Consider the following 24,012-nt stretch of genomic DNA (forward strand, 5'->3'; position numbering starts at 1 on the left):
CTCCTGGGAGCGGGAGTTGGGGCGGGGTGGGTGGATCGGGATCGGGTGGGATCGTGCTTGCGGGGCGTATGGGAACCGGGCGGCCACGCTTGTGCAGCAGGTGGTGTGGGCGGAGGAGTACGCGGCTGCGGGGGCGCCGGAGCGGGTGGGGCATATCGGTGAGAATCTGCTGGCTCCGACGCTGATCGCGTACGGGGACGCCGCGCAGCGGGATCGTTTCCTGCCGCCTGTCGCGCGGGGGGAGGAGCTGTGGTGCCAGGGGTACAGCGAGCCCGGGGCGGGCTCGGACCTGGCGGCGGTTCGTACGGTGGCGGTGCGGGACGGGGGTGTCTATCGGATCACCGGGCAGAAGATCTGGACCTCGTTGGCGCATGAGGCCGACTGGATCTTTGTGCTCGCCCGGACCGATCCGGGTGAGCGCCGGCGTCGGGGGCTGTCCTTTCTGCTGGTGCCGATGGATCAGCCGGGGCGGATCGAGGTGCGGCCGATCCGGCAGCTGACGGGTACGGCCTCGTTCAACGAGGTGTTCTTCGATGGTGCGGTGGCGCGGGCCGAGCATGTGGTCGGGGGGCCTGGGGACGGGTGGCGGGTGGCTACGGGGCTGCTGGCGCTGGAGCGTGGCGTGTCCACGCTGGCGCAACAGGTCGCCTTCGGGCGGGAGTTGGGCGAAGTCATCGGGGAGGCCGTACGGAACGGTGCGGCGGACGATCCTGTACTGCGGGACCGGCTCGTACGGCAGTGGGCCGAGCTGCGTGTCATGCGCTGGAACGCGCTGCGCACTCTTGGGCCCGCCGCTGGTGACGCGGGCGCGCCCAGTGTGGCGAAGCTGTTGTGGGCCGGGTGGCATCAGCGGTTGGGGGAGCTGGCGATGCATGTACGGGGGGCGGGCGCGGCGTCCGGCCCCGGGGACTGGTCGGCGGACGCGCCGTACGAGCTGGACGCGGCGCAGCGGCGGTTCCTGTTCAGCCGGGCCGACACCATCTACGGCGGCTCGGACGAGATCCAGCGCGGCATCATCGCCGGGCGTGTGCTCGGCCTCGACGGAGGGCGGAAGCACTGATGAGGGGCGTCATCTTCGAGGGCGGACAGCCGCCGCGGGTCGTGGACGACCTGGAGGTACGGGGGCCGGGGCCGGGCGAGGTGCTGGTCGGCATCCGGGCGGCGGGGCTGTGCCACAGCGATGTGTCAGTGGTCGATGGGACGATTCCTTATCCGGTGCCCGTGGTGCTGGGGCACGAGGGTGCGGGCGTGGTCGAGGAGGTGGGGGACGGGGTCACACACGTAACGGCGGGAGATCATGTCGCGCTGTCCACGCTGGCCAACTGCGGGACGTGCGCGGAGTGCGACCGCGGCCGGCCCACGATGTGCCGCGCGTCGATCGGCAGGCCCGGGAAGCCGTTCCGGCACGGCGGCCGGGCGGTGTACGGCTTCGCGTCCAACTCGGCCTTCGCGGAGCGCACGGTCGTCAAGGCCGTGCAGGCGGTGCGGATTGCCCGGGAGATTCCGCTGACCTCGGCGGCGTTGATCGGGTGCGGTGTGCTGACGGGGGTCGGCGCCGTACTGAACCGCGCGCGGGTGGGACCGGGGGACACGGTGGTGGTCATCGGCGCGGGCGGCATCGGGCTGAACGTGCTCCAGGGCGCCCGGCTGGCCGGGGCCTCGGTGATCGTCGCGGTGGACGCCAATCCGGCGAAGGAGGCGGTGGCGCGGCAGTTCGGGGCGACGCACTTCGTCGACGCGTCGGCGGTGCCGGACACCGTCGAGGCCGTGCGGACCGTGCTGCCTACGGGCGCCGACCACACCTTCGAGTGCGTGGGCAGCACGCGGCTGGTCCGGCAGGCCGTGGACCTCCTCGACCGGCACGGGCAGGCGGTGCTGCTCGGCGTGCCGCCGGCCGCCGCCGAGGCGTCGTTCGTGGTCGCGTCGATGTACCTGGACAAGTCCATCCTGGGCTGCCGTTACGGTTCCGCCCGCCCGCAACGCGACATCGCCCGCTACGCCCGCCTCTACGCGGAGGGCCGCCTCCTCCTGGACGAGCTGGTGACCCGGACGTACGCGATCGAGGACTTCGCGAAAGCGGTGGAGGACATGCGGCGGGGGCGGCTGGCGCGGGGCGTGCTGACGTTCTGATCCGTGGCCGCTTGATCCCTGGCCGCCCGGACCCGCCGCCTCTCGTCAGGTGCTGAAGCGGCCGAAGGTGCCCCGGTGGAACAGCAGCGGACCGGCCTGCGCGGCCTCCGTGTCCGTACCGAGCGCGGCCACCCGTCCCACGACGATGAGGTGGTCGCCGCCGGTGTGCACGGCCTGGACCGCGCAGTCGATCCAGGCGGGCACGCCCGCGAGGCGGGGCGAGCCGGTGACGGGGGCCGGCGTGTGGGCGACGCCCGCGAACTTGTCCGCGCCGCTGACGGCGAAGGCCCGGCACAGCGCCCCCTGGCCCGCCCCCAGGATGTTGACGCAGAAGACACCGGCGCGGGCGATCCGCGGCCAGGTCGTGGACGTACGGGCCACCATGAACGTGACCAGCGGCGGGTCCAGGGACAGCGACGCGAACGACTGGCAGGCGAAGCCGGCCGGGCCGTGCGCCGCGGCGCCGTCGGCCCCGGCCGTTCCGGGTGCGGGTGCGGGCGCGGTGATGATCGTGACGCCGCTGGCGAAGTGGCCGAGTACGTTGCGGAAGTCGGCCGGGTCGAGGGGCGCGCGCTCGTCCTCCCGTACGGCTCTGAGGGCGGGGCGCGGCGGTACGGCGGCGCGGTCGGCCGGATCCGGCGCCGTGGCCGAGGTCGGCGCGCCGACCGAACGCAGATAGCGCACCGCGGTGGCTGCCATACCGGCGTGTCCCATCATGCGTCCATTGAACCTGATGGCCCGTCAGTTTTGAAGGCGCGGGCGGGCCCGTCCCGCCGGGGCTCACCGCCCCCGGTACGTCGGCCGGCGGCGCTCCACGAAGGCCGCGACCCCCTCCCGCGCGTCCGCCGTCGTCATGTTGATCTCCTGAGCCGCCGCCTCGGCCGCGAACGCCGTGCCCCGGTCGGCCTCCAGCGAGGCGTTGACCAGCTGCTTCGTGAGGGCGAGGGCCCGGGTCGGGCCGGCGGCGAGCCGGTCCGCCCAGTCCCGTGCGGCCTTCTCCAGGCCCGCGTCCGGCACGACCCGGTTGACCAGGCCCATCCGCTCGGCCTCGACCGCCGTGACGGCGTCGCCGAAGAACAGCAGCTCCTTCGCGCGCTGCGGTCCGACGAGCCGGGGCAGCAGGTACGCGCCACCGCCGTCCGGTACGAGGCCGCGCCGCGCGAACACCTCGATGAACGTCGCGGACTCGGCCGCCACCACCAGGTCACAGGCGAAGGCGAGGTGCGCGCCGAGCCCGGCGGCGGTGCCGTTGACGGCGGCGAGGACGGGTTTCTCGCAGTCCAGTACGGCGGATACGAGGCGCTGGGCGCCGAGCCGGATCAGACGCGCCACGTCGCCCGCCACGCGCTCGGGCGGCTGCTGGGCGGCGGAGCCGGAGGCATCGGCCGCCCCGCCGCGCAGGTCGGCGCCCGCGCAGAATCCCTTGCCCGTGGCGGTGATGACGACGGCCCGCACGTCCGGGTCGGCGGAGGCGTCGGAAAGTCTTGCGATGATGCGTTCGCGCTGGTCAGGGGTGATGGCGTTGAGGGCGGACGGGCGGTTGAGGGTGATCCGCAGCACGCCGTTGTCAGTGGTGTGGAGTATCAAGGAATCAGCGGCGCCGGGCCGGGGGGAATCGGCCGGGGGCCGGTGGGCTTCGGTCCCGGGTCGGCCGGGTTCGGGGGAAACGGGGGTGGGTGACATGGCGAAGCGGCTCCAAGCGGTGGGGGCGGCGGTTGCGGGGGCGGTGCGGTCCGTACGGGCCCGGTGGCGGCCCGGGCGTCCGGCCCGCCCGTCAGTGGCAGACGGCCAGCGCGTCGAGCGCGACCGCGCCCTGCCCGCGCGGCAGCACCATCAGCGGGTTGATGTCCAACTCGGCCAGCTCGCCGCTCAGTTCAAGCGCCATGCGCTGCACGCGCAACACGACCTCGACCAGCGCGTCCACGTCCGCGGGCGGCGCGCCGCGCACCCCGTCCAGCAGCGCGCGGCCGCGCAGCTCGCCGAGCATCGCGCGGGCCCGGTCCTCGCCGAAGGGCGGCACGCCGACGGCGGTGTCCCGCAGCACTTCGACCAGCGCCCCGCCCAGCCCGACGGTCACGGTCGGCCCGAAGAGCGGGTCCGGTGTGACGCCCACGACCATCTCCACACCCCGCTCGACCATCTGGCAGACGAGCACCCCGTCCAGCTCGATGCCCTCGTGGCGGGCGATGTCGGTCAGCTCCCGGTAGGTGTCCCTGACCTGGCTGGCGGAGGTCAGCCCGGTCCGCACGAGCCCGAGTTCCGTCTTGTGCGCGAGCCGCGGCGCGGACGCCTTCAGGACGACGGGGTAGCCGACCAGGCTCGCCGCGCGCACGGCCGCCGCCGCGCTGGTCACCAGCTGCTCGCGCGGCACCCTGATCCCGTACGCACGCAGCAGCTGCTTCGCCGCGTGCTCGCTGAGCTGCTGTCCCGGGCGCATCAGGTCCCGCGCCTTGCGCGCGGCGGGGGAGGGGACGCGCGGGGCGCCGTCGAAGGGGGAGCGGTAGGCGGCCGTGAAGCGGTGGTGTTCGAGATGGGCGCGCACGGCCGTGACACAGTTGGCAAACGTACGGAACGTCGCCACCCGCCGCGACCCCAGCAGGGTGCGCCGATAGGCGTCCTCGGTGCCGACGGGAGAGCCCCAGACGACGCACACCAGCTTGTCCGTCTCTTCCGCCGCGTCCACGAGGTCCTGCGCGAGCTTGTCGCTCAGCGGTGGGAACGGGCCGGTGATCGGGCAGATCAGTACGCCGACCGACGGGTCCGCCAGGATCGCGTCGATGATCTGCCGGCCGCGCCGGTCGCCCACCGGGTGCCCGCCGCTGTCCACCGGGTTGGCGACGCTGAGATGGTCCGGGATCCACTGGTGCAGCTCGTCCTGCTTCGCGCGGCCGAGCGTGGGCAGCCGCAGCCCGGCGGCCGTCGCCAGGTCCGCGAAGTGGGCGCCGGTGCCCCCGGATATCGAATAGACGGCGACGCCGTCGGCGGTGGGCGTACGGGCGCGGGCGAGCAGGGCCGCGGTGTCCTGCAACTCGTCCAGCCCGTCCACCCGGACCACGCCGAACTGCCGCATGGCCGCGTCCACCACCGCGTCGGCGCCGGTGAGCTTGCCGGTGTGCGAGGCGGCGGTACGCGCCCCGGCCTCGGTGCGGCCGACCTTGACGGCGACCACCGGGACCTTGTTGCGGGCCGCGCGGTCGGCGGCGAGCAGGAAGCTGCGGCCGTCCTTGAACCCTTCGACGTAGGCGGCGATGGCCCCGACCTCGGAACGGGAGGCGAAGTAGGAGAGGAAGTCGGCGGTCTCCAGATCGGCCTCGTTGCCGGTCGGTGCCCAGTGCGAGAGGCGGATGCCCAGCTCCTGGAGGGAGAAGACGGGGCGGCCCTGGTGGCCTGACTGGGTGATCAGGGCGATGGCGGGGCCGTCAAGGTCCTCGCGGAACGACTCGAAGGCGTTGAGGTTGGTGTTCGGGCCGAGCAGCCGGATGCCGGTACGGGCCACGGCCTCGGCCAGCCGGTCCTGGGCGGCCGCGCCGGCCGCCCCGGTCTCGGCAAAGCCGGAGGCGAAGGCCACCGCGAACCTGACCTTGGCGTCGGCCAGTTCCCCGATGACCGGCACCGGGTCCGCGACCAGCAGTACGGCGAGATCGACCTGTTCGGGCAGGTCGGAGACGGAGGGATGACAGGGCAGGCCGAAGACGCGGTCACGGCCCGGGTTGACCGGGTGGAGGCGGGCACCGACCCGCTCGGCCCACGCGATCAGCTGCCGGGTGATCCCGGTATTGGGTCGCCCCTCGCGGTCGGAGGCCCCGACGACCGCCACGGCCTCGGGCCGGAAGAACCGGTCCAGGTCGGGGACGGGGGCGTACAGCGGACGCCCGCTGACGTCCAGGTCGGGCCCCGCGCTGCCGTCGCGCGCGCCGTCGGCGTGCGGTACGGCCGTACCGTGCACCGTGTGCGGCGGTGTCGCCCCGCACGCCACCACGCGGGCCGGGCTGGAGTGAGTGGTGAGGCTGCCGTAAGTCGATCCAAGCATCGCTGACGCCCGCTCCCGTGTGACGAGTGCCGATTCAACTGACGCCCAGTCAGGTTAGGTCAACTGACGCCGCGTCAGGAATAGCCCGTACCACCTTCGCCCCCACAGGCACCCGCCCCGGCGGGCCCCGGGCCCGGGTGGCGGCCTCGGCCGCCCCCGTGAGGCACCCGCCTCACGCTGCCACCTCAGGCGTCCGCCCCAGGCTGCCGCCGGGGCTCCCACCGCGGGTGCCCACTCCGGACGCCCGCCTCGGCTGCCCGCCCCGCCGCCCCCCACCCCACCTCAACGCAGGCCAGCCGACGCCCCAGGTGCCCCAGGCTCAGCCTCCCCGTCGGCCCTGGCCTCCGCTGCCGCGATCGCGCGTGCGATGCGTCGTGCGTCCAGGGCTAGTTCGCGGAACATGCCGCTGATCGGGTTCGTGTAGCCCGTGAAGTGCAGGCCGGGGGCGGATGGCAGGGTGTGAGCGCCGTGGGTGCGTGGGTGGCCGCGGGGGTCGAGGAGGTCCAGGTGGCCTACCAGGTTGTCCAGGCCGCGACGGTATCCCGTGGCCGCGATGACGACCTCGGGCTCGATCGCGTCGCCGTCCGTGAGGCGTACGGTGCCGCCGTCGAAGGACGCCACTGCCGCCACCGGCCGTACCGCCCCGTCCCGTACGGCATCGATCAGCCCCACGTCCTGCACGGGGATCGCCCCCTCCAGCACCCGGCTGTAGAGCCCGGTGTCCGGCATCGGCAGGCCGTGTGCCGACAGGTCCGGTACGGACAGTCGGCGCATCACATGGGCCGCCCGGTCCACCGCGCGCGGCGGCAGGCGGCGTACGAGGATGCCCGTCGCCTGGGCGGGCCACCCCGCCGTCGAACGGCGCACGATGTGCGGCGCGGTGCGTACCGCCAGCCGCACCCGCGCCGCGCCGCCCTCCGCCAGGTCGACCGCGATCTCGGCCCCGGTGTTGCCGGTGCCGATGACCAGCACGTCCTTGCCCGCGTAGGGGCGCGCGTTGCGGTAGTCGCCCGCGTGCAGGAGTTCGCCCGGGTAGCCGTCGCGGCCCGGCCAGTCGGGGAGGTGCGGGGTGTGGTTGTAGCCGGTGGCGATCACGACCGTACGGGCGGCCAGTTCGCGCCCGCCGTTCGCGTGCAGGGCCCAGCCGCCGCCCGCCGCACGGTCCACGCGCCGCACCTCGACGCCCGTGGCGACCTCCAGGTGGTGGTGTTCCGCGTACTGCTCCAGGTAGCGCACCACGTCGTCCCGCGCGACCCACCGCCCGAACCGGCGCGGAATCGGCAGGCCCGGCAGGCCGGAGAGGCGGCGCGTGGTGTGCAGTCGCAGACGGTCGTAGTGCCCGCGCCAGGAGGCGCCCACCGCGTCCGCCTTTTCGAGGACGACGGCACGGATGCCGTGGGCGCCCAGCGCGGCGGCGGTGGCGAGCCCGCCGGGCCCGCCCCCGACGACGTACACGGGCGAAACGGCGGCCGGCGGCGTGCTGGATGCGGCGGAGCGGGATGCGGAAGAGCTGGCGTGCGCTGCGGCGTCCGGCATGCCGGTGAGGGTAACCGCGGAGCGCCCGCGTGTCGCCGTACGCGGCCAGGTCCGGACCCGCCCCCTTGCGCTTCCCGGCCAACATCCGCTGAACTGACGGTTAGTCAGGCTCCATGCGCCGCAGCCGGAATGGATGTCCGCCGTGCAGTCAAAGACCACCCCCAGGTTCGACCTGCCCGAGCCCGACGTCTACAGCCGCACCTACTGGGAGGCGGCGGCCGAGGGGCGCCTGCTGCTGCGCCGGTGCCGCGCCGACGGCTGTGGGGCGGCGCATCACTACCCGCGCGAGTTCTGCCCGCGTTGCTGGAGCGAAGACGTGACGTGGGAGGAGGCGAGCGGCCGGGCCACGCTCTACACCTGGTCGGTCGTGCACCGGAACGACCTGCCGCCCTTCGGTGAGCGCGTCCCGTACGTGGCCGCGGTCGTGGACCTGGCCGAGGGCCCCCGGATGATGACGGAGATCGTCGGCTGCGCGGAGGTGGGCCTGCGCATCGGGATGGAGCTGCGGGTGCGTTTCCGTACGTACGGGGGGACCGAGGAAGGCGCCCGGGAACCAGCCGTCCCCGTCTTCGGTCCCGCCTGACCCCCCGTCGAGCGGGACGTGCTGTCAGTGCGCCGCCGAGGAGCAGTGGCGGAGCCATCAGCGGGGTGATGACGGCGACGAGGACGACGATCGGGTAGGTCTCCAGGCCGCCCCCGGCCCCCTTCGCGGGCCCACCGCCGCATGCCCGCGACGCAGGTGCCATGGGGTCATTCCGCGGGCGGACGCGCCTTCCCCCGCGCAGGGGAGGCAAAGCCCTGCCGTGGGCCGACGCCTCCCCAGCGAAGATCGCGAAGACTCCAGGGCATGACGACGATCAGCCCTGAGTCCTGTGTGACGCCTCCGCACGGCACGGAGCGCCCCGTCCCGAGATGGGCGGACATCACCGCGCACGCGATCCCGCTTCTGCTGCTGCCGCAGTGCCTGTGGCGTCTGCCCTTCGCCTTCGACTTCAGGATGGGGCTGATCGATCCGAACGCACCGGAGTGGGTGTGGTGGGCCGTCCCCTACGTGTTCGGACTCAGCATCGTCTCGGAGGCGTTGGCGCTGCTCTCCTTCGGTCTGGTGCGGGGCTGGGGCGAGACGGTGCCCCGCTGGCTGCCGGGCATCGGGGGCAAGCGCATTCCTCCCTTCGCGGCTGTCGTCCCGGCCGCGCTCGGCGGCCTGGGGGCGACTGCCTTCTGGGCGCCCACGCTGCTGCACTGGCTCAACGTCCCCGGCTTCGAAGGGCTGGGGTTCTCCAGCATCTGGTGGGAGGTGCTGGCGAAGGTCTGTATCACCCCGGGCATGTTGTGGGGTCCTCTGGTGCTGGCGCTGACCTTCGCCTACTACGTACGCCGCTGCCGCCCCTCGACCTGACCGGGCATCGGCGCCCTCCTGCTGTCGGGCCGTCCCGCCGCATCACGGCCTACAGGACACGTCCCACGCCCTACAGCACACGCCCCACGCCCTACTTGGACTCGACCCGCCCCAGCGGCTCGGCCTCGGCCGCCAGCGCCTCGCACGCCGTCTGCCAGGCCGAGTCTCCCGGGTAGAGCTGGGTACGCAGATACGCCCAGGTCAGCCGCTGGACCGCGGCCACTCGCCCGGGGTTCTCGTCCGTGGTCTCGGCGACGTCGTAGCCGGAGATCCCGCCGAGGCCGTGGCCCGCGCCGAAGAGGGTGAGCAGGGACTTCGGGCCCGGGGCGAGGGTGTAGGGGTCGGCGTGCCAGTCCGGGCCGTTGACCGTGAGGTGCGCGGAGTCGTCCTCGTCGCCCGCGACCACGAGGGTGGGCGTGGCCATCTTGGAGAAGTCCGTGGTGGTGAAGAAGGGCCAGTTCTCGGCCACGAAGGGGGTGAGGGCGTCGCCGCCGCGGCCGGGCCCGGCGAGCAGGACGCCCGCCTTGATCCGGGACTCGGTCAGGTCCACCTCCGTGCCGTCGTCCGGGTCGGTGAGCCGCGCGCCCAGCAGCAGGCTCGCGGTGTGGCCGCCCATCGAGTGCCCGGCCACGGCGACCCTGCTCCGGTCCAGGCGTCCGACCAGCTGCGGTACGGCGGCCTCGACCGCGTCGAGCTGGTCGAGGACGCGAGTCATGTCCTCGGCCCGCGACCGCCAGTACATCGGCGCCCCGGGCGTGTCGGCGGGCAGCGTCAGCGTGCGGGAACTCAGGTGGGTGGGCTGGATGACGACGAAGCCGTGTGCCGCCCAGAAGTTGGCGAGGGGCGCGTAACCGTTCAGCGAGGAGAGGTGGTTCGAGTAACCCTGCCCGTGCGAGAGGAGGAGGACCGGCAGGTTGTCCCCGGTCACGGGCGCGGAGACCCGTACGTGGAGGTCCACGGGGCGGCCGGGCGCGGGCAGCACCACCGGGCTGACCGAGAGGACGGGGGCGGAGGTGGGAGCGGAAGCGGGGGTGGAAGCGGGGGCGGAGGCGGGGGTCGGTTCGCTCATGGTGCGCGGTTCCCTTCAGTGGCCGAACGCAAAGCGGAACGATGTTCCGGTTGCCGAAGACGATACGGAACAGCGTTCCGTTTCGTCAACGGTCGTCCGAGGTGACGGCAGCCCGGGGAGAATTCGCTGGCCCGCCCCGCCCGCCCCGCGCCATGCTGACCCGCGTGCTGATCCGAGAAGCGACCGCGGCCGACTGGCCCGCCATCTGGCCGTTCTTCCGCGCCATCGTGGCGGCGGGGGACACGTACACCTACCCCCGCGACATGGACGAGCCCACGAGCCGGGAGATGTGGATGCTCGCCCCGCCGTCCCGCACGGTCGTGGCCGTGGACGACGCCGGTACGGTCCTGGGCTCGGCCAAGATGAACGCCAACCACATGGGCGCCGCCGCCCACATCGCCAGTGCCTCCTTCATGGTCGACCCGGCCCACGGCGGCCGCGGCGTGGGCCGGGCGCTCGGCGAGTACGCCGTGAACTGGGCCCGTACGGCCGGCTTCCGTGCCATGCAGTTCAACGCGGTCGTCGAGACCAACACGCGCGCCGTCGCCCTCTGGCAGTCCCTCGGCTTCGAGATCATGACGACGCTCCCCGAGGGCTTTCTGCACCCCGCAAAGGGTTACGTCGGGCTGCACATCATGTATCGGCGCTTCTGAGCCCGACAAAAGCGGTGCGGAAAGTGTCGGGTGGCCGGGACCGGCGCCGCCGCACGATGAGGACATGGACGACTCGACTTTGGTATCCCGCTTCCTCCGCGACGGCTTCGTGAAGCTGGAAGGCGCCGTCGCGCCGCGCGTGGCCGCGGACTGCGCGCGGCTGCTGTGGCGGGAGACGGGCTGCGACCCGGACGATCCGGCGACGTGGACGCAGCCCGTGCACTGGGTGCCGGGCCTGGGGCAGGGGCCGTTCGCCGCCGCGCCCAACTCCCCGGACCTGCACCGCGCGTACGACCTGCTCGTCGGCGCGGGACGCTGGGAGCCGCGCTACTCGCTCGGCACGTTCCCGCTGCGCTTTCCGCACGCGGAGGAGCCGGACGACGCGGGCTGGCACATCGAGGGGAGCTACCTGCCGGAGGGCGAGAGCTGGGCCTTCACCAATCTGCGCTCCCGGGGCCGGGCGCTGCTGATGCTGTTCCTGTTCAGCGAGGTCGGCGAGGAGGACGCCCCGACCCGCATCCGGGTCGGCTCCCACCTCGACGTGCCGAAGGTGCTGGAGCGGTACGGGGAGGACGGGGCGAGCGGGCTGACCCTCGCACCTGATCTGGTGGCGGCGTCCGACCACCGGCCACTCGCCCTCGCCACCGGGTCCCCGGGCGACGTCTTCCTGTGCCACCCGTTCCTGGTGCACGCGGCCCAGCCGCACCACGGGACGCGGCCGCGCTTCATGGCCCAGCCGCCGCTGATGCCGGCCGCGCCGTACGAACTGGAGCGGGCCGACGGCGCGTACTCCCCCGTGGAGATCGCGATCCGCCGCGGCTTGGGCCGAGAGGCTATCCGGCCGGACAGCCAGGGGTAGGCCAGGAGCAGGTCAGGGATAGGCCATGGGCAGGCCAGGGTTACGGCCAGAGCAGCTCGCGTGCCCAGCCCCCGCCGTCCTTGCGGTAGTTGATCCGTACGTGCCGCCGTCGCGCGTCCCCCTGGAAGAACTCGACCTCGTCGGGGTCCAGCACGTAGAGCGTCCAGCTCGGTACCGAGGCGTCCGGCTCCTGCTGTGCGCGTTCCCAGGCCGCCTCCGAGGCGCGTTCCAGTTCCGCGTACGAGGTGAGCGTTTCGCTCTGGTGGCCCACGAGGGCGGCGGCCAGGGAGCCCGTCGAGCGGCGGTGCAGGTCGGCCGCGCTCTCCTCCGGACCCGCCTCGGTGACGTGGCCCCGTACGCGGACCTGGCGGCCGAGCGCCGGCCAGTAGAAGCCGAGGGCGGCGCGCGGGCGGGCGGCGAGTTCGCGGCCCTTGCGGCTGTGCCGGTGGGTGGCGAAGTGCCAGCCGCGCGCGTCGGCGTCGTGCAGCATCACGGTCCGTACGTTGGGGTCGCCGGACGCGTCCGCCGTCGCGAGCGTCATGGTGTGCGGCTCGGGCACGCCCGCGTCGGCCGCCTCCCGCAGCCACTGCCGGAAGAGGGGCAGCGGGTGGGCCGGGGCGTGCGCGGGGTCCGGATCGATGGCGGGCAGCGCGCAGTCCCAGACGCGAAGCGTGCGCAGGAGCGCGCGGAAGCGGTCGGCGGCGGCGGGGTCCGAGGGTTGGCTTTCAGCCGGGTGATCCACCATGTCCGGCAGCCTAGCCGCGCGTGGCGCGGTGGGTTCCGGGAGGCGGGTGTGGCGTACGTGTACGGCTTGGCGGCGGGCAGCGTGGTTACGCGCTGCCCGCCGTCGTCCACGTCCGCGCTTACGGTGCGTGAAGGGCCTGGCCGAGTCGTCGGCCCCGGCTGTCGGCCACGCGTACGGCGTCGGTCAGTGACTCCGTGAGCCGGTTGGTGATGAACAGGAGCTCGGTGGGGGTGAGTGGTTCGGCGCGGTTGAGGCTCGCGCGCGAGTGGTCCAACACCTCGATGGCGGTGCACAGTTGCAACTCTTCGAGTTCGTCCGCGAAGTCGGACACGAGGCCGCGGCCCTCCCCGATCACGTAACAAGGCTTGCCGTCCTGATTGGCCCAGGGGAGGAGGCGGGGCTCGTCGGGGTGGTCTTTCGTCGTCATGTCATCAAGGGTCGGCGGGTGTGCGTAGCGTCACCAGACGTAAGCGTCGTACAAGGGAAAGTGTGGGGTGGTTGATCATGGCGGCTTACAGCCCGGAACCATCTGCCGCGCGCGTACATGTCGGGAGGCTTATCGGCTCCTGGCGTCAGCGTGCGGGAATGACGCAGAAGGAACTGGCTCGTGAGACCCACGTGTCGGTATCGCTGGAGGGGGCGTACGAGCGCGGAGGGCGTATTCCGAGCGCGGGATTCCTGACCGAGGCCGACCGGCTCACCGCCGCCGAAGGTGAGCTGGAGTCGTGTATCAGCCTGATGGAGCAGGAGTCAGGGCGTGACCAGTTCCTGGAGTGGAAGGCGTTGGAGGCCGAGGCTCTGAGTGTCGAGGGGTACCAGTGCCTGGTGCTGCCCGGGTTGTTGCAGGCACCTGACTACGTCTGGGCCCTGTTCCGGACCCGGCTGCCGGCGTACAGCAAGAGCGAACTCGAGCGGCTGGTGGAAGAGCGACTGGAACGGAAATCCGCGCTCGTCCGGGATCCGGCCCCGACGGTGAGCTTCGTGGTTGAGCAGTCGGTCTTCGAGCGACCGATCGGCGGTGCCACGGCATTCAAGAGGTGCCTGCTTCACATCGTGGAGACGCTTCGCGAGCTGGAGCACGTCATGTTGCAGGTAATGCCCACGAACGTGACCAAGCACGCGGGACTCGGCGGGCCGCTGGACGTGCTGTTCTCCCCGGACGGGCGCTTCAGCATCTTCATGGAGGGGCAGGGCAAGGGTAGGTTGCTGACGAGGCCGGTTGAGGCCAATCAGTACGCCCAGAGGATCGCCGCCCTCAGGGCCCAGGCCATGGACCCGCAGAGGTCGCTGGAATTCGTCGAGAAGCTGGCAGGGTGAGTGTGGATTCCGAACTGACCTGGTTCAAAAGCAGTCACAGCAACCCCGATGGCGAAACCTGCGTCGAAGTCGCCCCAACCCCCACCACCATCCACATACGCGACTCCAAGAACAAATCCGGCCCGGCGCTCGCCGTACCCCCCACCGCCTGGGCGGAGTTCCTCCGCCTCATCGTCTGACGTACTCCGTGACGCGTTCGTTCATGACCTGCAAGTGCGCATCCCACGTGTAGATGCGACGCAGGTCGTACCCCGCGTAGGCGGCGGGTTCCCGGACGAGTACGTCGCGGCCCGAGAGTTCGACCGACGAGGGGGTCACCTCGGCGTCCATGATCTGGGTGACCACCCCGTCCCTGACCGTGAAGGCCCGCAGGGAGAGAAACGTCTTTCCGGACGCGACGCCGAGCAGCAACTCGTCCTTGCCGTCACCCGTAAGATCCCGGTACTGCGGCGTCTCCGTGCGGCACGGCGCCCGCCCGGCAGCCCGGCACCCCTTGTCCACGGCCCGTGCCACGTCGAGCGCCGAAACCTGACGCATGTCACCGGACCACACGCGCGGCAACGCCCGCAACGGCTTCGGGGTGTCGGCCGCCTCCGGCGGCTCGGTGGGCTGCGGCGGAGCCGTACGGCCGGGCCACAGCCGGGACGGCGCCGACACGGCCGCCGTACGCCCGGCGCTCTTCGGCGCGCCGGTCGCCGCGCAGCCGCTCAGCAGCACGGACGCGCACACCAGGCAGGGCATCAGTGAGCGGCGCATCGGTGGGTTATTTCCGGGGGCTGGACTCGACGTACTCGGTCACGCGTTCGTTCATGGCCTGGAGGCGCTCGTCCCATGAGAAGACGCGGCGTATGTCGTAGCCGCCCGCCTCCACCGGGTCCCACACGATCACGTCGCGGCCCGAGAGCTCGACCGACCGGGCGCTGTTCGAGACGCCCAGGATCTGGGTGATCACTCCGTCCTTGACGGTGAAGGCCCACAGGGACACCCAGGCGTTGCCCGTCCCGATGGCCAGGAGGAGGTCGTCCTTGCCGTCGCCGTTGAGGTCCCGGTAGCGGGGGGCCTGTACGGCACACGGCCGCTGCCCGAGGGAGCGGCACTCCTTGATCTTCTTCACCGTGTCGTCCGACGCGTCCATCGGCGCCGCCGCGGCGCGGGCGATGGTGAGCGGCGCGATCTGGTGGATGTCGCCGGACGGCACGCGCGGCAACGTCCGCAGCGGGGTCGGCCGGCCGGCGGAGTTGGGCGGCCCCAGGGGCTCGGGGGACTTGGGGGCGGCCCACGCCTGTTCGGGAGCGCTGGCCGCGGGGGTCCGCCCCGCGCTCTTCGGATCGCCGGTCACGGCGCAGCCGCTCAGCAGCGCGGACGCGCATACGAGGGCGAGCGTCAGGGGCCGGCGCATCGGTACGTCATTTCCGGTCGGTAGGTCATTTCCGGTGGGTGCGGCATTTCCGGTCGGTACGTCATTTCCGTCGGGCCCGGCAGGGCGGGGCAGAGCAGGGGCCACACCGCACATGATGTTGGCTGTACGTCATCGCGGCAATTCGGTGGGGGAATGCGGTGACGACAGGCATTCTCCGGGTCATTTCCCGCGGCCGGATTCCACGTACTCGGTGATCCGCTCCTTCATCGCCTGGAGGCGCCCGTCCCAGGAGTAGACCTTGCGCAGGTCGTAGCCGCCCTTCTCGGCAGCTTCCCGCACGGTGACGTCATGGCCGGAGACCTCGACCGACAGCGGGCGCACCCAGTCGTCCAGAACTTTGGTGATCACTCCGTCCTGCACGGTGAAGGCCCACAGCAGCAGAAAACGCTGCTCCGCCTCGACGCCGAGCAGCAATTCCTCCTTGCCGTCGCCGTTCAGGTCCCGGTAGTGCGGGGCCAGAACGGGGCACGGTTCGCGGCCGATGGTCCGGCACTCCTTGATGCCCTTGGTCGTGGCGTCCCAGCCGACCGTGCTGCCGGTGTCCTCGACGGCGGCCCGGGCCACGGCGAGGGCGGTGACCCGGCGTATGTCGCCGGACGGTACGCGCGGCACCGACCGCAACGGCATCGGCTTCGGCGGATCGTCCGGCTTCCCCAGCGGCGGCGGGAGCGGCCTGCCCGGCCACAGCCGTTCGGGCGCCGCGGCAGCCACCGCGTGCCCGGCGCCCCTCGGCTTCCCGGTACCGTCGCAGCCGCTCAGCAGCGTGCAGACGGCGGCCACGGAGAGCGCGAGCGCCGGTACGGCGGTCAGAGCGCGCCGCACGGGGGGCGGCAAATGGCGGAGCATCGGGTCGTCGCTTCCGATAGGAACTGGCAGGGCCGGCGGGCGGGGCGGCCGTGTGCGCTTGATGGTGGCTGCCCTTTGTTGCAGCGCTTCGGCGGGGACGTAACGGGGTGCCGTAGACGGGCGTGCAGTGGTGTTACAGGAGTTCCCGTGAACCCTGGCCCATATAGGACGCCTTCCGTCCTGTATGGCGCCTAGCGTCGGAGGTACCGGGCCAGCGCGGCCGGCCGGCCGCCCCGTACCGTGAGGAGCACGTCATGAGCCGTGTCACCGGAAACCAGCCCGACGGAACGCCCACCTGGATCGAGCTGACCGTGCCCGACCTGGACCGGGCCATGGACTTCTACGGCGCGCTGTTCGGCTGGACGTACGAGACGGGGGCAGTGGGGGAGACCGCGGAGGCGACGACGCACGGCCGGTACGCCGTCGGGCTGGTCGACGGGCGGCGTGCGGCGGGGCTCATGGAGCGGTCCGGTGCGGCGGGCGGCGCGTGGACCATGTTCATGGCGACCGAGGACTGCGACGGCACGGCCAAGCGGATCGCGGACGCGGGCGGCCGGGTCCTGTGGGGGCCGGTGGAAATCCGGGACTACGGGCGGGCGGCGGTCGCCGAGGACCCCGTGGGCGCGCAGTTCGGGCTGTGGCAGGGCCGCGCCCGCCTCGGCTGCGAGGTCGTCAACGAGCCCAACGCCCTCGTACGCAACGACCTGACCGCCCCGGACCCCGCCCCGGCCCGCGCCTTCTACGCGGCCGTCTTCGGCTACACGCTGGACTCCAACCCCGATATGCCGGACACCGACTTCACGTTCCTGCGCCGCCCGGACGGGCACGAGATCGGCGGGATCATGGGCGACCCGTCCGCCGGGGCGGCGGGCTGGGCGACGATCTTCGAGGTCGCGGACACGGACGCGGCGGTGGCGCGGGTGGTCGCGGCCGGTGGCACGGCGGGGGAGCCGGAGGACACCGTGTACGTGCGGCAGGCGCGGATCACCGATCCGTTCGGCACCGAGTTCGTGATTGGGGCGCGGCCGAAGGCGTGAGCCCGTAACGCGCCCCCCGATATGCCCTGATGTGTCCTTACGCCAGTATCTCGCGCGTCCACGCCGCCAGGCCCGCGACGAAGCCCGCGCGGTCGCGCGGCGAGAGGGTGTCGAGGGCGCGCAGCAGCGGCTCGGAGCGGGTCGCGATGAACCGCTCGATCGCGGGGCGGTAGTCGGCGGACAGGGAGACGAGGACCCGGCGGCGGTTGGCCGGGTCCTCGCTGCGTTCCACGATGCCGGCCCGGTTCAGGGCGCCGACCAGCTCGGAAGCGGTCGGCAGGGAGACCCGCAGGCGCCGGGCCAGCTCGCCGACGGTCAGCTCGCCCGCGAGGAGCTGCGGCAGCACCGCTCCGTGGCGCGGGGTGAGGTGGTGCGCCTTCATGGTGCCGAGCAGCGGCTCGGGCATGGCGCCCTCGACGAGCCCCTTGCGGAAGTACGGGGCGAGCAGCGGGATCAGGCCGATGACCTCGACGTCCGCGGGGGCCGGTACCCGGACGGGATGCCCGGCGCTTTCGGTCTGAGGAGCGTGCGGCATACTGCGAGTCTAGATGGTTTGGATTTCCAAACCGTTGGTCTCCGGATCACGGGGACCGCGACCTCCGGAAGGAGCAGGCGCATGCCGTCGATCAGCTATCACGACGCGGTCAACGAAGCCCTGGAGCGCATGGACGACCTGGGGTACGAACGAGGTGCCGGGGTGGACCTGGCCAACCACGGGCCGATGGGCGCCGAGGCGCTGGCGGTGCTCGGGTACGAGGGGGAGGTGGCCGGGTGGGTGGAGCGCTACCGGGTCGCGATGCCCCACCACGAGCCGCCCGCCGCCCGCTTCCCGCTCGACCCCGACGACGAGACGTCCTGGCGGCCGGCGCTCGGCGCGTTCGACCGGGCCGGTGACTGGGAGCGGCTGTTCGTACGGGAACTGGCCGACGCCCCGTGGCGCGATGTGCTCGCCCGCTGGTGGCCACGCCTGCTGCCGGGGCTCTTCGCGGGGCTGACACACGGGCTGATCCGTACGGCACATGCGGTACGGGCCCTGTACGGGGCGGCCGACGGCAAGCCGACGCCATTCCAACTGGCCGAGCTGGCGCGCGGGTTGGCGTACTGGGCCGCCCGTTACACCGCCCTCCCCGGGCAGGCGCGGCTGCGCGGCTCGTACGACCTGGCGGGGGCGATCGCGGCGCTGCCGCGCGTACCGGGTGACGGCGGGCCGATGCATCCGGGCGTCGCGCGCGGCAGGCTGGCGCGCCTCGCCGACCTGCCAGGTTACGCCGAGGCGCTGGACGCGCTGGCCGTCGAGCACGCGCCGTACCTGCTGAGCGAGATGACGGCCCAGTTCTCCGACGTGTACCTGAGCCACGACGAGGTTTTTCCGGTGCCGCTGATCCACGGCGTCACCGCGCCCGCCGCCGCCCGGCTCGTCCTGCCGCACCTGCCCGCCGACCAGTACGAACCGACGCTGGCCGCGCTGTGGCAGGTGCACACGGCGCTGCTGCTCGCCTTCACGACGAGCCGGCGCGGGGAGGGAACGGGGGCCTGGCAGGCCGAGCTGTCCCCTGAACCGGGCGCGGAACCACCGTCGTTGGATGAGTTGAGCGCGCGGGCCGTGGAGCACGGGGACGAACACGTACTGAAGTTCACCGAGGCGTGCCGCCGGGAGTACGCGCTGCGGCCCGACCCGCGGTTCCGGGCGGCGGTGGCGGTGGCACAGCGGCGGATCGCGCCGCTGGGGAAGTGAGGCGGGGCGGGACGGCCGGGCGGCCGGTCGTCCCGCCGTATCCGTAAGGGATCAGCCGCGCTCGGGGGCGGCGGTACGGCGACGGCCGGCGATCACCAGCCCGGCGCCCGCGGTGACCGCGACGGCGGCGCCGCCGAGGGCCCACGGAGTGGCCGGGCTGACGCCGGTGGCGGCCAGGGAGGTGCCGCCGGAGACGGCGACCGAGGAGGTGGTGCCGTGCTCGCCGCCGGAACGGACGTCGGTGGCGGGGGTGACGGTCTTGCCGTCCGTGCCCGCACCGCCCTTGCCGCCGTCCTTGGCGGTCTCGTCCTTCGCGGCCTTCTCTTCGGCTGCCTTGTCCTTGGCCGCCTTGTCCCTCGCGGCCTTGTCCTTGGCTGCCTTCTCCTCTTCGGCCTTCTTCCGGGCGGCCTCGTCCTTGGCGCGGGCCTCGTACTGGCCTGCGTCGAGGAAGTGCAGGATGACGGCGTCGTCCTCGCTGCGGAGCGCCTCCTTGCCCGCTTCCCGCACTGCGGGGCCACCGATGCTGATGATCTGGAGCGTGTGCACCCGGTTGTCCGCGCGCTGCGCCAAGCGGTACCCCTCTTCGAGGTAGTACACGCGGTCCTGCGGAGTGCCGTCCATCGCCTTGTCCACGGCGTCGCGGACGTTCCGGCCGACGTACTTGCCGGACAGGGTCCGGATGACCGCCACGCGGTTGTCCTCGTCGCGCGCCTTGGCCAGCCCCGTCTCCAGGAACCGGCGCACGTCCTCCGCCGTGCCGTCGAGCGCCTTGTTCGCCTCCCGGCGGACCCCGCGGCCGGAGTTCTTGTCGGAGGCGATCTGCGAGACCTTGATCCGGTCCTCCAGTTCGGACCGGGCCTGCTGCTTCGCGGCCTCGTCCGGCGTCGTCTCCGGGCCCTGGTCCGGCGCCGACCTGGCCGTGGACGGTGCCTCGGCGGCAACCGCGGGGGAGGAGAAAAGGACGGCCGGCGCGACGGCGGCAGCCGCGAGGAAGGCCGTGAGACGGGCCTGCTTCTTCATGCGTTCACACTCGATTTTCCATGAATGTCTGAAAACGTCCTTAAGCGTACGGTGGGGTGATCCCACCCGTACCGTCGGGGGGCATGGAAAGTCAGCGATACGCACGTGACCAACTGCTCCTGACCGGCCGCCGCCTCTCCTATCTCGACTTCGGACCCGCCACCGGAAAACCCCTTCTCGCCCTGCACGGGCATTTCTCCGAAGGCCGCGAATTCGCCGCGCTCGCCGCCGAACTCGGCCCGGAATGGCGGGTGATCGCGCCCGACCAGCGCGGCAACGGCGAGTCCGACCGCACCCCGGATTACTCCCGTGAGGGCTATGTCGCCGACGCCGTGGCCCTGCTCGACCACCTCGGCCTGCCGTCCGCCGTCGTGCTCGGCCACTCCATGGGCGGCAAGAACGCGTACCACCTGGCCGCCCGGCACCCCGACCGGGTGCGGGCCCTGATCAACGTGGACGATCCGGTCGTCATCACGGACACCGGCCCGAGCGGCATCTCCTTCTGCCTCGACTGGCCGCGGCAGGCGCCGACCAGGGAGGCGCTGCTCGACGGGCTCGGCGAGGCGGCCCCGATCGCCGGGAACTGGCTGCGGCAACAGCCGGACGGCAACTGGCGGTTGCCGTTCGTCCCGGAGGACGTCGTCGCGTCCGACCTTGCCGTACGGGGAGATCACTGGGCGGCCTGGCTGGGGAGCGACTGCCCGGCCCTGCTCGTCCACGGACGCAGGAGTTTCCTGGTCTCCCCGGAACTGGCACGGGAAATGACCGAACGCCGGCCGCATACCCGCCGGGTGGAACTGGACGCCGGACACTTCATCCTCACCGAGGACCCGGACGGGGTGGCCGCGGCCGTACGGGAATTCCTCGGCACCCTTCCGTAATCCCGTGACCCCGTAACCGGCGGACCGGAGGGGCCCTTCGTATGGCCCCATAGTGGACAAGCGCGGGCATTTCTCCATAGGGTAAAGAAATGGCAAACTTCGTTGAATGCATAACCGACCCGTCTCGCGCCGGTGAGCTGTGGTGCGGCGAAGGCACCGTCGCCGTCTTCGCCGCACGTCCGCAAGGGGTCGTCGAAGGCTCCGTCGCGTTGCTGGACCTGGGCGCGTCCGACGCCGCGCTGCGCTTCGTCGCCGTACTCGACTGCGCGGAGGACGAGCTGCTGGTGCCGCTGCTGCGGGAGGCGGCGGACGCGGTGCGGCAGGCGGGCGGCACGGCGCTGCGGTGGATCGCGGAGGAGGAGACGAGCCCCGGCAAGGCCGCGGTGGAACTGGGCGCCATGGAGAGCGGCGAGGTCTACCGCTGGTGGCGGCGCGACCTGCCGGCCGGCGTTCCCGTGGGGGACGCGGCGCTACGGCGGCTCCCTGTCGAGGAGGGGCGCGAGGAGGTGGCGTTCCGTATCGGCACGGACGAAGCCTGGTACGACGTCGAACTGACCGACACCCGCGCCCGCCTCGTCCACAACCGCGAGGCCGACAGCACCGCCGACGCGCTCACGGCCGTCACCGCGGGCGCGCTGCACGCCCTCGACACGGACCACCCCGGCCTGCGCTCCGCCGAGGTCAACGCGTCGCCCGACGACGAAGAGCTGCACGCCGCGCTCCAGAGGCTGGGCTTCAGCCCGACGTCCGAACGCGCGGTGGAGTACACGCTTCCGCTCGGGTAAGCGGAGCGGGCGGGTCCGGTCTCCGCGGACGGCAGGAAGAGGCTCCAGTAGGACAGAAACTGTCCTACTGCCCCTCTAGTGTCATCACTGACGCTGAGGCACACGCACTCCAGGAGGACCCAGATGTCCGTCAAGCCCGTTCCGCACGGCTACCACACCGTGACGCCGTGGATCATCTCCCGCGACACGGTGCAGCTGATCGACTTCATGAAGCGGGCGTTCGGCGCCGAGGAACTGGCCTGCCTGGCCGGCAAGGACGGGGTCATCGAGCACGCGGAGGTGCGGATCGGCGACTCGGTGGTGATGATGTTCGACGCGCGGCCCGAGTGGCCGCCGACCCCCGGCTTCCTGCGCCTCTACGTGGAGGACGCCGAGGCCGTGCACCGGCAGGCCCTCGCGGCCGGCGGCACCTCGGTCACCGAGGTCACCCATCTGTTCTTCGGCGACCGGATCGGGCGGGTGCGCGATCCGCTGGGCAACCTGTACTGGATCCAGGAGCGCGTGGAGGACGTGAGCCCCGAGGAGATGGAACGGCGCCTCGGCGACCCGGAGTTCACCAAGGCGATGGAGTACGTCCAGGGCGCCGACTTCTTCCCGGGCAGCGCCTCCGGACGCGGCTGAGCAGCCACCGGCCGTCCGCCGCCCGCCGCGTGTTAGCGGGGCGTTAGCCGTACGGCGGCGGAGCGTCAGCGGCGGGCGGCAACCTCGTTCCCACGAGCCGGGAACCCGGCCCGGAACCGTGGAAGCACCACTCGGAGAACGGGGAAGACCATGACGCAGCGCACCACCCTCCGCCACGCCCGCAAGGCCGCCGCCGCCCTGGTGATCGCCGCCGCCGCGTTCGGCCTCACCGCGTGCCAGGACGGCACCGGCGTGAAGTCCGCGCCGTCCACCTCGGCCGTCGCGGGCGGTCAGCAGTCCTCCGAAGCCACGGCCAAGAAGCCGCAGGGGGCGGGGCAGGGCACCTCGGCGGGCAAGCCGGGTACGCCGGGCACGCCGGGTGCCCCGAAGAAGTCCGGCGAACGGTGCACGAACCAGATCGACTACGCGGGCGACCCGCGGTCCAACGCCGAGATCAACTCCATCGGCGCGGACACCGGCCACTGCCCGGCCCCGCAGAAGCCGAAGCCGGGCTCGAAGGACCGTACCGCGCCGTCCGGCACCCCCAAGGAAGCCGGCAAGAGCTGCACGAACCAGATCGACTACGCGGGCGACCCGCGCTCCAACGCCGTGATCAACTCCATCGGCGAGAAGACCGGCTACTGCCCGCCGGTGCAGAAGTAGCCGGCCTTCGCCACGTCGGTTCCGGGCCCGCCCATCGCTGAGTCCGCTGAGGGGCATCTCCTGCGGTTGCGGGGCGCCCCTACCCCCGCCCCAACACCACCGTCCCCGAAGAGCAGAACCATCCCCCGGTCCCCGACGCCACGGCCAGTTCCGGCAGGCGGCCGTGCGCGCGGCGTACCTGGCGGTCCGGGCCCGCTTCGCCGCGTAGCTGGCGTACCGCCTCGACCAGGAGGAACAGGCCGCGCATGCCGGGGTGGCAGGCGGAGAGGCCGCCGCCGTCCGTGTTGACGGGCAGGTCGCCGTCCCGCAGCAGCCGTCCCTTCGTGACGAACGGGCCGCCCTCGCCCTTCGCACAGAAGCCGAGGTCTTCCAGGGTCACGAGGGGCATGTAGGTGAAGGCGTCGTAGATCTCGGCCACGTCGATCTCCGCGGGGCGCACCCCGGCCCGTTCGAAGGCGAGGCGGCCGGAGACGGCGGCGGGGGAGACGGTGAAGTCGTCCCACTCGGACATCGCGGCGTGCGAGACGGCGGTGCCCGTGCCCAGCACCCAGACCGGGGGTTTGGACAGGTCGCGTACGTACTCCCCGGCGACGAGCAGGACCGCGCAGCCGCCGTCGGAGCGGATGCAGCAGTGCAGCTTGGTGAAGGGGTCGGCGATCACCGGGCCGGACAGGACCTCGTCGACCGTGATGGGCGTGCGGTACATGGCGTCGGGGTTGGCGGCCGCGTTCGTCCGCGCCTGGACGGCGATCTCTGCCAGCTGTTCCAGGGTGGTGCCGTACTGGTGCATGTGGCGGCGGGCGGCCATCGCGTACTTGGAAACGAGCGTGTGGCCGTACGGCACTTCGTACTGGAGCGGGCCCCGGGCCCCGAAGGAGAGGTTGGCGGTACGGCGGCGGGCCTTGAGGTCCGCGCGCGCTGTGGACCCGTACACCAGGAGCACCGCGCGCGCCTGTCCGGCCGCGATCGCGTCGGCGGCGTGTGCGGCCATCACCTCCCAGGTGGCGCCGCCCACCGAGGTGGAGTCCACCCAGGTGGGGCGCAGCCCCAGGTATTCGGCCACTTCCACGGGCGCGAGCGTGCCGAGTCCGGCCGAGGCGAAGCCGTCGACCAGTGAGCGGTCCAGTCCGGCGTCGGCCAGCGCGCGGCGGGCGGCCTGGGCGTGCAAGGCATACGGGGTGGCGTCGTCCACGCGCCCGCAGTCGGAGAGGGCGATACCGGCTATGGCGACTGGTGTCCCTGACGGCATGGACCTGACGGTACATC

At 72.5% G+C, this 24,012-nt stretch carries 27 protein-coding genes; 14 read left to right on the forward strand and 13 right to left on the reverse strand.

Features of this window, described 5'->3' with window-relative positions; genetic code table 11:
• On the forward strand, nt 1-1,060 hold a 1,060-nt coding region (locus ADK86_RS19835; RefSeq protein WP_053697756.1), incomplete at its 5' end, for an acyl-CoA dehydrogenase family protein.
• Nucleotides 1,060-2,130 (forward strand): Zn-dependent alcohol dehydrogenase, encoded by a 1,071-nt coding sequence (locus tag ADK86_RS19840; RefSeq protein ID WP_030591207.1) that lies wholly within the window; start codon nt 1,060-1,062, stop codon nt 2,128-2,130. The genes ADK86_RS19835 and ADK86_RS19840, both read left to right, overlap by 1 nt.
• 45 nt (nt 2,131-2,175) lie before the next feature.
• Here ADK86_RS19840 and ADK86_RS19845 read toward each other — a convergent pair whose 3' ends face one another.
• The 4 genes from ADK86_RS19845 to ADK86_RS19860 all read right to left on the reverse strand — a co-directional run bounded on the left by ADK86_RS19845 (nt 2,176) and on the right by ADK86_RS19860 (nt 7,696).
• Nucleotides 2,176-2,847, reverse strand: a complete 672-nt coding sequence (locus ADK86_RS19845) for a flavin reductase family protein (protein ID WP_234345939.1) — start codon at nt 2,845-2,847, stop codon at nt 2,176-2,178.
• 63 nt (nt 2,848-2,910) lie between these two features.
• Nucleotides 2,911-3,717 (reverse strand): enoyl-CoA hydratase/isomerase family protein, encoded by an 807-nt coding sequence (locus tag ADK86_RS19850; protein ID WP_053697757.1) that lies wholly within the window; start codon nt 3,715-3,717, stop codon nt 2,911-2,913.
• Between the two features lie 187 nt (nt 3,718-3,904).
• Nucleotides 3,905-6,160: an acetate--CoA ligase family protein gene (locus tag ADK86_RS19855; protein WP_053697758.1), complete on the reverse strand. Its 2,256-nt coding sequence runs from the start codon at nt 6,158-6,160 to the stop codon at nt 3,905-3,907.
• A gap of 282 nt (nt 6,161-6,442) precedes the next feature.
• Nucleotides 6,443-7,696: a flavin-containing monooxygenase gene (locus ADK86_RS19860; protein WP_234345940.1), complete on the reverse strand. Its 1,254-nt coding sequence runs from the start codon at nt 7,694-7,696 to the stop codon at nt 6,443-6,445.
• 133 nt (nt 7,697-7,829) lie between these two features.
• Here ADK86_RS19860 and ADK86_RS19870 point away from each other — a divergent pair, with 133 nt between their 5' ends.
• Nucleotides 7,830-8,279 (forward strand): Zn-ribbon domain-containing OB-fold protein, encoded by a 450-nt coding sequence (locus tag ADK86_RS19870; RefSeq protein WP_053697761.1) that lies wholly within the window; start codon nt 7,830-7,832, stop codon nt 8,277-8,279.
• Between the two features lie 264 nt (nt 8,280-8,543).
• Nucleotides 8,544-9,095 carry a hypothetical protein gene (locus tag ADK86_RS19875; protein WP_053697762.1) on the forward strand — a complete coding sequence of 184 codons (552 nt, stop codon included), beginning with the start codon at nt 8,544-8,546 and terminating at the stop codon, nt 9,093-9,095.
• A gap of 91 nt (nt 9,096-9,186) precedes the next feature.
• Here ADK86_RS19875 and ADK86_RS19880 read toward each other — a convergent pair whose 3' ends face one another.
• Nucleotides 9,187-10,164 carry an alpha/beta hydrolase family protein gene (locus ADK86_RS19880; protein ID WP_053697763.1) on the reverse strand — a complete coding sequence of 326 codons (978 nt, stop codon included), beginning with the start codon at nt 10,162-10,164 and terminating at the stop codon, nt 9,187-9,189.
• 152 nt (nt 10,165-10,316) lie between these two features.
• Here ADK86_RS19880 and ADK86_RS19885 point away from each other — a divergent pair, with 152 nt between their 5' ends.
• On the forward strand, nt 10,317-10,817 hold the full coding sequence (locus ADK86_RS19885; RefSeq protein WP_053697764.1) for a GNAT family N-acetyltransferase: 501 nt from the start codon (nt 10,317-10,319) through the stop codon (nt 10,815-10,817).
• A gap of 64 nt (nt 10,818-10,881) precedes the next feature.
• Nucleotides 10,882-11,676 carry a phytanoyl-CoA dioxygenase family protein gene (locus tag ADK86_RS19890; RefSeq protein ID WP_053697765.1) on the forward strand — a complete coding sequence of 265 codons (795 nt, stop codon included), beginning with the start codon at nt 10,882-10,884 and terminating at the stop codon, nt 11,674-11,676.
• A gap of 40 nt (nt 11,677-11,716) precedes the next feature.
• On the opposite strand, the gene ADK86_RS19895 is transcribed toward ADK86_RS19890, so the two are convergent.
• Nucleotides 11,717-12,421, reverse strand: a complete 705-nt coding sequence (locus ADK86_RS19895; RefSeq protein WP_053697766.1) for a pyridoxine/pyridoxamine 5'-phosphate oxidase — start codon at nt 12,419-12,421, stop codon at nt 11,717-11,719.
• A gap of 118 nt (nt 12,422-12,539) precedes the next feature.
• Nucleotides 12,540-12,848, reverse strand: coding sequence for a hypothetical protein (locus ADK86_RS19900; protein ID WP_053697767.1), 309 nt, complete (start codon nt 12,846-12,848; stop codon nt 12,540-12,542).
• A 77-nt stretch (nt 12,849-12,925) separates the two neighbouring features.
• On the opposite strand from ADK86_RS19900, the gene ADK86_RS19905 reads away from it, so the two are divergent.
• Nucleotides 12,926-13,738: a helix-turn-helix domain-containing protein gene (locus ADK86_RS19905; RefSeq protein ID WP_043980044.1), complete on the forward strand. Its 813-nt coding sequence runs from the start codon at nt 12,926-12,928 to the stop codon at nt 13,736-13,738.
• On the forward strand, nt 13,735-13,917 hold the full coding sequence (locus ADK86_RS19910) for a DUF397 domain-containing protein (RefSeq protein ID WP_031190708.1): 183 nt from the start codon (nt 13,735-13,737) through the stop codon (nt 13,915-13,917). Before ADK86_RS19905 ends, ADK86_RS19910 begins: the two co-directional genes overlap by 4 nt.
• Here the strand turns inward: ADK86_RS19910 and ADK86_RS19915 are convergent.
• The 3 genes from ADK86_RS19915 to ADK86_RS19925 form a co-directional block, all read right to left on the reverse strand.
• Nucleotides 13,907-14,494, reverse strand: coding sequence for a hypothetical protein (locus ADK86_RS19915; protein ID WP_053697768.1), 588 nt, complete (start codon nt 14,492-14,494; stop codon nt 13,907-13,909). The genes ADK86_RS19910 and ADK86_RS19915 overlap by 11 nt on opposite strands.
• Before the next feature lie 7 nt (nt 14,495-14,501).
• Complete coding sequence (locus ADK86_RS19920) at nt 14,502-15,137, reverse strand: hypothetical protein (RefSeq protein ID WP_053697769.1); 636 nt, start codon at nt 15,135-15,137, stop codon at nt 14,502-14,504.
• Between the two features lie 180 nt (nt 15,138-15,317).
• Complete coding sequence (locus ADK86_RS19925) at nt 15,318-15,980, reverse strand: hypothetical protein (protein ID WP_234345941.1); 663 nt, start codon at nt 15,978-15,980, stop codon at nt 15,318-15,320.
• Nucleotides 15,981-16,258: 278 nt separating this feature from the next.
• Between ADK86_RS19925 and ADK86_RS19930 the strand changes: the two genes are divergently transcribed.
• Complete coding sequence (locus ADK86_RS19930; protein WP_053697771.1) at nt 16,259-17,041, forward strand: VOC family protein; 783 nt, start codon at nt 16,259-16,261, stop codon at nt 17,039-17,041.
• A 37-nt stretch (nt 17,042-17,078) separates the two neighbouring features.
• Here ADK86_RS19930 and ADK86_RS19935 read toward each other — a convergent pair whose 3' ends face one another.
• Nucleotides 17,079-17,576, reverse strand: a complete 498-nt coding sequence (locus ADK86_RS19935; RefSeq protein ID WP_053697772.1) for a MarR family winged helix-turn-helix transcriptional regulator — start codon at nt 17,574-17,576, stop codon at nt 17,079-17,081.
• 81 nt (nt 17,577-17,657) lie between these two features.
• Between ADK86_RS19935 and ADK86_RS19940 the strand changes: the two genes are divergently transcribed.
• Entirely contained in the window at nt 17,658-18,776 is a 1,119-nt protein-coding gene (locus ADK86_RS19940; RefSeq protein WP_053697773.1) for a questin oxidase family protein, read from the forward strand.
• Between the two features lie 51 nt (nt 18,777-18,827).
• On the opposite strand, the gene ADK86_RS19945 is transcribed toward ADK86_RS19940, so the two are convergent.
• Nucleotides 18,828-19,796 (reverse strand): ALF repeat-containing protein, encoded by a 969-nt coding sequence (locus tag ADK86_RS19945; protein WP_053697774.1) that lies wholly within the window; start codon nt 19,794-19,796, stop codon nt 18,828-18,830.
• A gap of 83 nt (nt 19,797-19,879) precedes the next feature.
• On the opposite strand from ADK86_RS19945, the gene ADK86_RS19950 reads away from it, so the two are divergent.
• The 4 genes from ADK86_RS19950 to ADK86_RS19965 all read left to right on the forward strand — a co-directional run bounded on the left by ADK86_RS19950 (nt 19,880) and on the right by ADK86_RS19965 (nt 22,746).
• Nucleotides 19,880-20,677 carry an alpha/beta fold hydrolase gene (locus ADK86_RS19950; protein WP_053697775.1) on the forward strand — a complete coding sequence of 266 codons (798 nt, stop codon included), beginning with the start codon at nt 19,880-19,882 and terminating at the stop codon, nt 20,675-20,677.
• A gap of 89 nt (nt 20,678-20,766) precedes the next feature.
• Complete coding sequence (locus tag ADK86_RS19955) at nt 20,767-21,462, forward strand: hypothetical protein (protein WP_053697776.1); 696 nt, start codon at nt 20,767-20,769, stop codon at nt 21,460-21,462.
• Nucleotides 21,463-21,585: 123 nt separating this feature from the next.
• On the forward strand, nt 21,586-22,083 hold the full coding sequence (locus ADK86_RS19960; RefSeq protein ID WP_030370786.1) for a VOC family protein: 498 nt from the start codon (nt 21,586-21,588) through the stop codon (nt 22,081-22,083).
• A gap of 150 nt (nt 22,084-22,233) precedes the next feature.
• Nucleotides 22,234-22,746 (forward strand): hypothetical protein, encoded by a 513-nt coding sequence (locus ADK86_RS19965; protein ID WP_053697777.1) that lies wholly within the window; start codon nt 22,234-22,236, stop codon nt 22,744-22,746.
• A gap of 79 nt (nt 22,747-22,825) precedes the next feature.
• Here ADK86_RS19965 and ADK86_RS19970 read toward each other — a convergent pair whose 3' ends face one another.
• On the reverse strand, nt 22,826-23,995 hold the full coding sequence (locus ADK86_RS19970; protein ID WP_053697778.1) for a thiolase C-terminal domain-containing protein: 1,170 nt from the start codon (nt 23,993-23,995) through the stop codon (nt 22,826-22,828).
• Between the last annotated feature and the right edge of the window lie 17 nt (nt 23,996-24,012).

The sequence above is a fragment of the Streptomyces sp. NRRL F-5755 genome (genome assembly GCF_001279365.1).
Classification (GTDB): Bacteria; Actinomycetota; Actinomycetes; order Streptomycetales; family Streptomycetaceae; genus Streptomyces; species Streptomyces rimosus.

Excerpts from the sequence above, each read along its gene's own strand:
- ADK86_RS19960 (WP_030370786.1), top strand. The coding sequence starts at position 21,586 with ATGTCCGTCAAGCCCGTTCCGCACGGCTACCACACCGTGACGCCGTGG.
- ADK86_RS19950 (WP_053697775.1), top strand. The coding sequence starts at position 19,880 with ATGGAAAGTCAGCGATACGCACGTGACCAACTGCTCCTGACCGGCCGC.
- ADK86_RS19885 (WP_053697764.1), top strand. The coding sequence starts at position 10,317 with ATGCTGACCCGCGTGCTGATCCGAGAAGCGACCGCGGCCGACTGGCCC.
- ADK86_RS19880 (WP_053697763.1), bottom strand. The coding sequence starts at position 10,164 with ATGAGCGAACCGACCCCCGCCTCCGCCCCCGCTTCCACCCCCGCTTCC.
- ADK86_RS19915 (WP_053697768.1), bottom strand. The coding sequence starts at position 14,494 with ATGCGCCGCTCACTGATGCCCTGCCTGGTGTGCGCGTCCGTGCTGCTG.
- ADK86_RS19900 (WP_053697767.1), bottom strand. The coding sequence starts at position 12,848 with ATGACGACGAAAGACCACCCCGACGAGCCCCGCCTCCTCCCCTGGGCC.
- ADK86_RS19890 (WP_053697765.1), top strand. The coding sequence starts at position 10,882 with ATGGACGACTCGACTTTGGTATCCCGCTTCCTCCGCGACGGCTTCGTG.
- ADK86_RS19870 (WP_053697761.1), top strand. The coding sequence starts at position 7,830 with ATGTCCGCCGTGCAGTCAAAGACCACCCCCAGGTTCGACCTGCCCGAG.
- ADK86_RS19845 (WP_234345939.1), bottom strand. The coding sequence starts at position 2,847 with ATGATGGGACACGCCGGTATGGCAGCCACCGCGGTGCGCTATCTGCGT.
- ADK86_RS19965 (WP_053697777.1), top strand. The coding sequence starts at position 22,234 with ATGACGCAGCGCACCACCCTCCGCCACGCCCGCAAGGCCGCCGCCGCC.
- ADK86_RS19940 (WP_053697773.1), top strand. The coding sequence starts at position 17,658 with ATGCCGTCGATCAGCTATCACGACGCGGTCAACGAAGCCCTGGAGCGC.
- ADK86_RS19930 (WP_053697771.1), top strand. The coding sequence starts at position 16,259 with ATGAGCCGTGTCACCGGAAACCAGCCCGACGGAACGCCCACCTGGATC.
- ADK86_RS19840 (WP_030591207.1), top strand. The coding sequence starts at position 1,060 with ATGAGGGGCGTCATCTTCGAGGGCGGACAGCCGCCGCGGGTCGTGGAC.
- ADK86_RS19875 (WP_053697762.1), top strand. The coding sequence starts at position 8,544 with ATGACGACGATCAGCCCTGAGTCCTGTGTGACGCCTCCGCACGGCACG.
- ADK86_RS19860 (WP_234345940.1), bottom strand. The coding sequence starts at position 7,696 with ATGCCGGACGCCGCAGCGCACGCCAGCTCTTCCGCATCCCGCTCCGCC.
- ADK86_RS19955 (WP_053697776.1), top strand. The coding sequence starts at position 20,767 with ATGGCAAACTTCGTTGAATGCATAACCGACCCGTCTCGCGCCGGTGAG.
- ADK86_RS19920 (WP_053697769.1), bottom strand. The coding sequence starts at position 15,137 with ATGCGCCGGCCCCTGACGCTCGCCCTCGTATGCGCGTCCGCGCTGCTG.
- ADK86_RS19945 (WP_053697774.1), bottom strand. The coding sequence starts at position 19,796 with ATGAAGAAGCAGGCCCGTCTCACGGCCTTCCTCGCGGCTGCCGCCGTC.
- ADK86_RS19895 (WP_053697766.1), bottom strand. The coding sequence starts at position 12,421 with ATGGTGGATCACCCGGCTGAAAGCCAACCCTCGGACCCCGCCGCCGCC.
- ADK86_RS19855 (WP_053697758.1), bottom strand. The coding sequence starts at position 6,160 with ATGCTTGGATCGACTTACGGCAGCCTCACCACTCACTCCAGCCCGGCC.
- ADK86_RS19935 (WP_053697772.1), bottom strand. The coding sequence starts at position 17,576 with ATGCCGCACGCTCCTCAGACCGAAAGCGCCGGGCATCCCGTCCGGGTA.
- ADK86_RS19970 (WP_053697778.1), bottom strand. The coding sequence starts at position 23,995 with ATGCCGTCAGGGACACCAGTCGCCATAGCCGGTATCGCCCTCTCCGAC.
- ADK86_RS19905 (WP_043980044.1), top strand. The coding sequence starts at position 12,926 with ATGGCGGCTTACAGCCCGGAACCATCTGCCGCGCGCGTACATGTCGGG.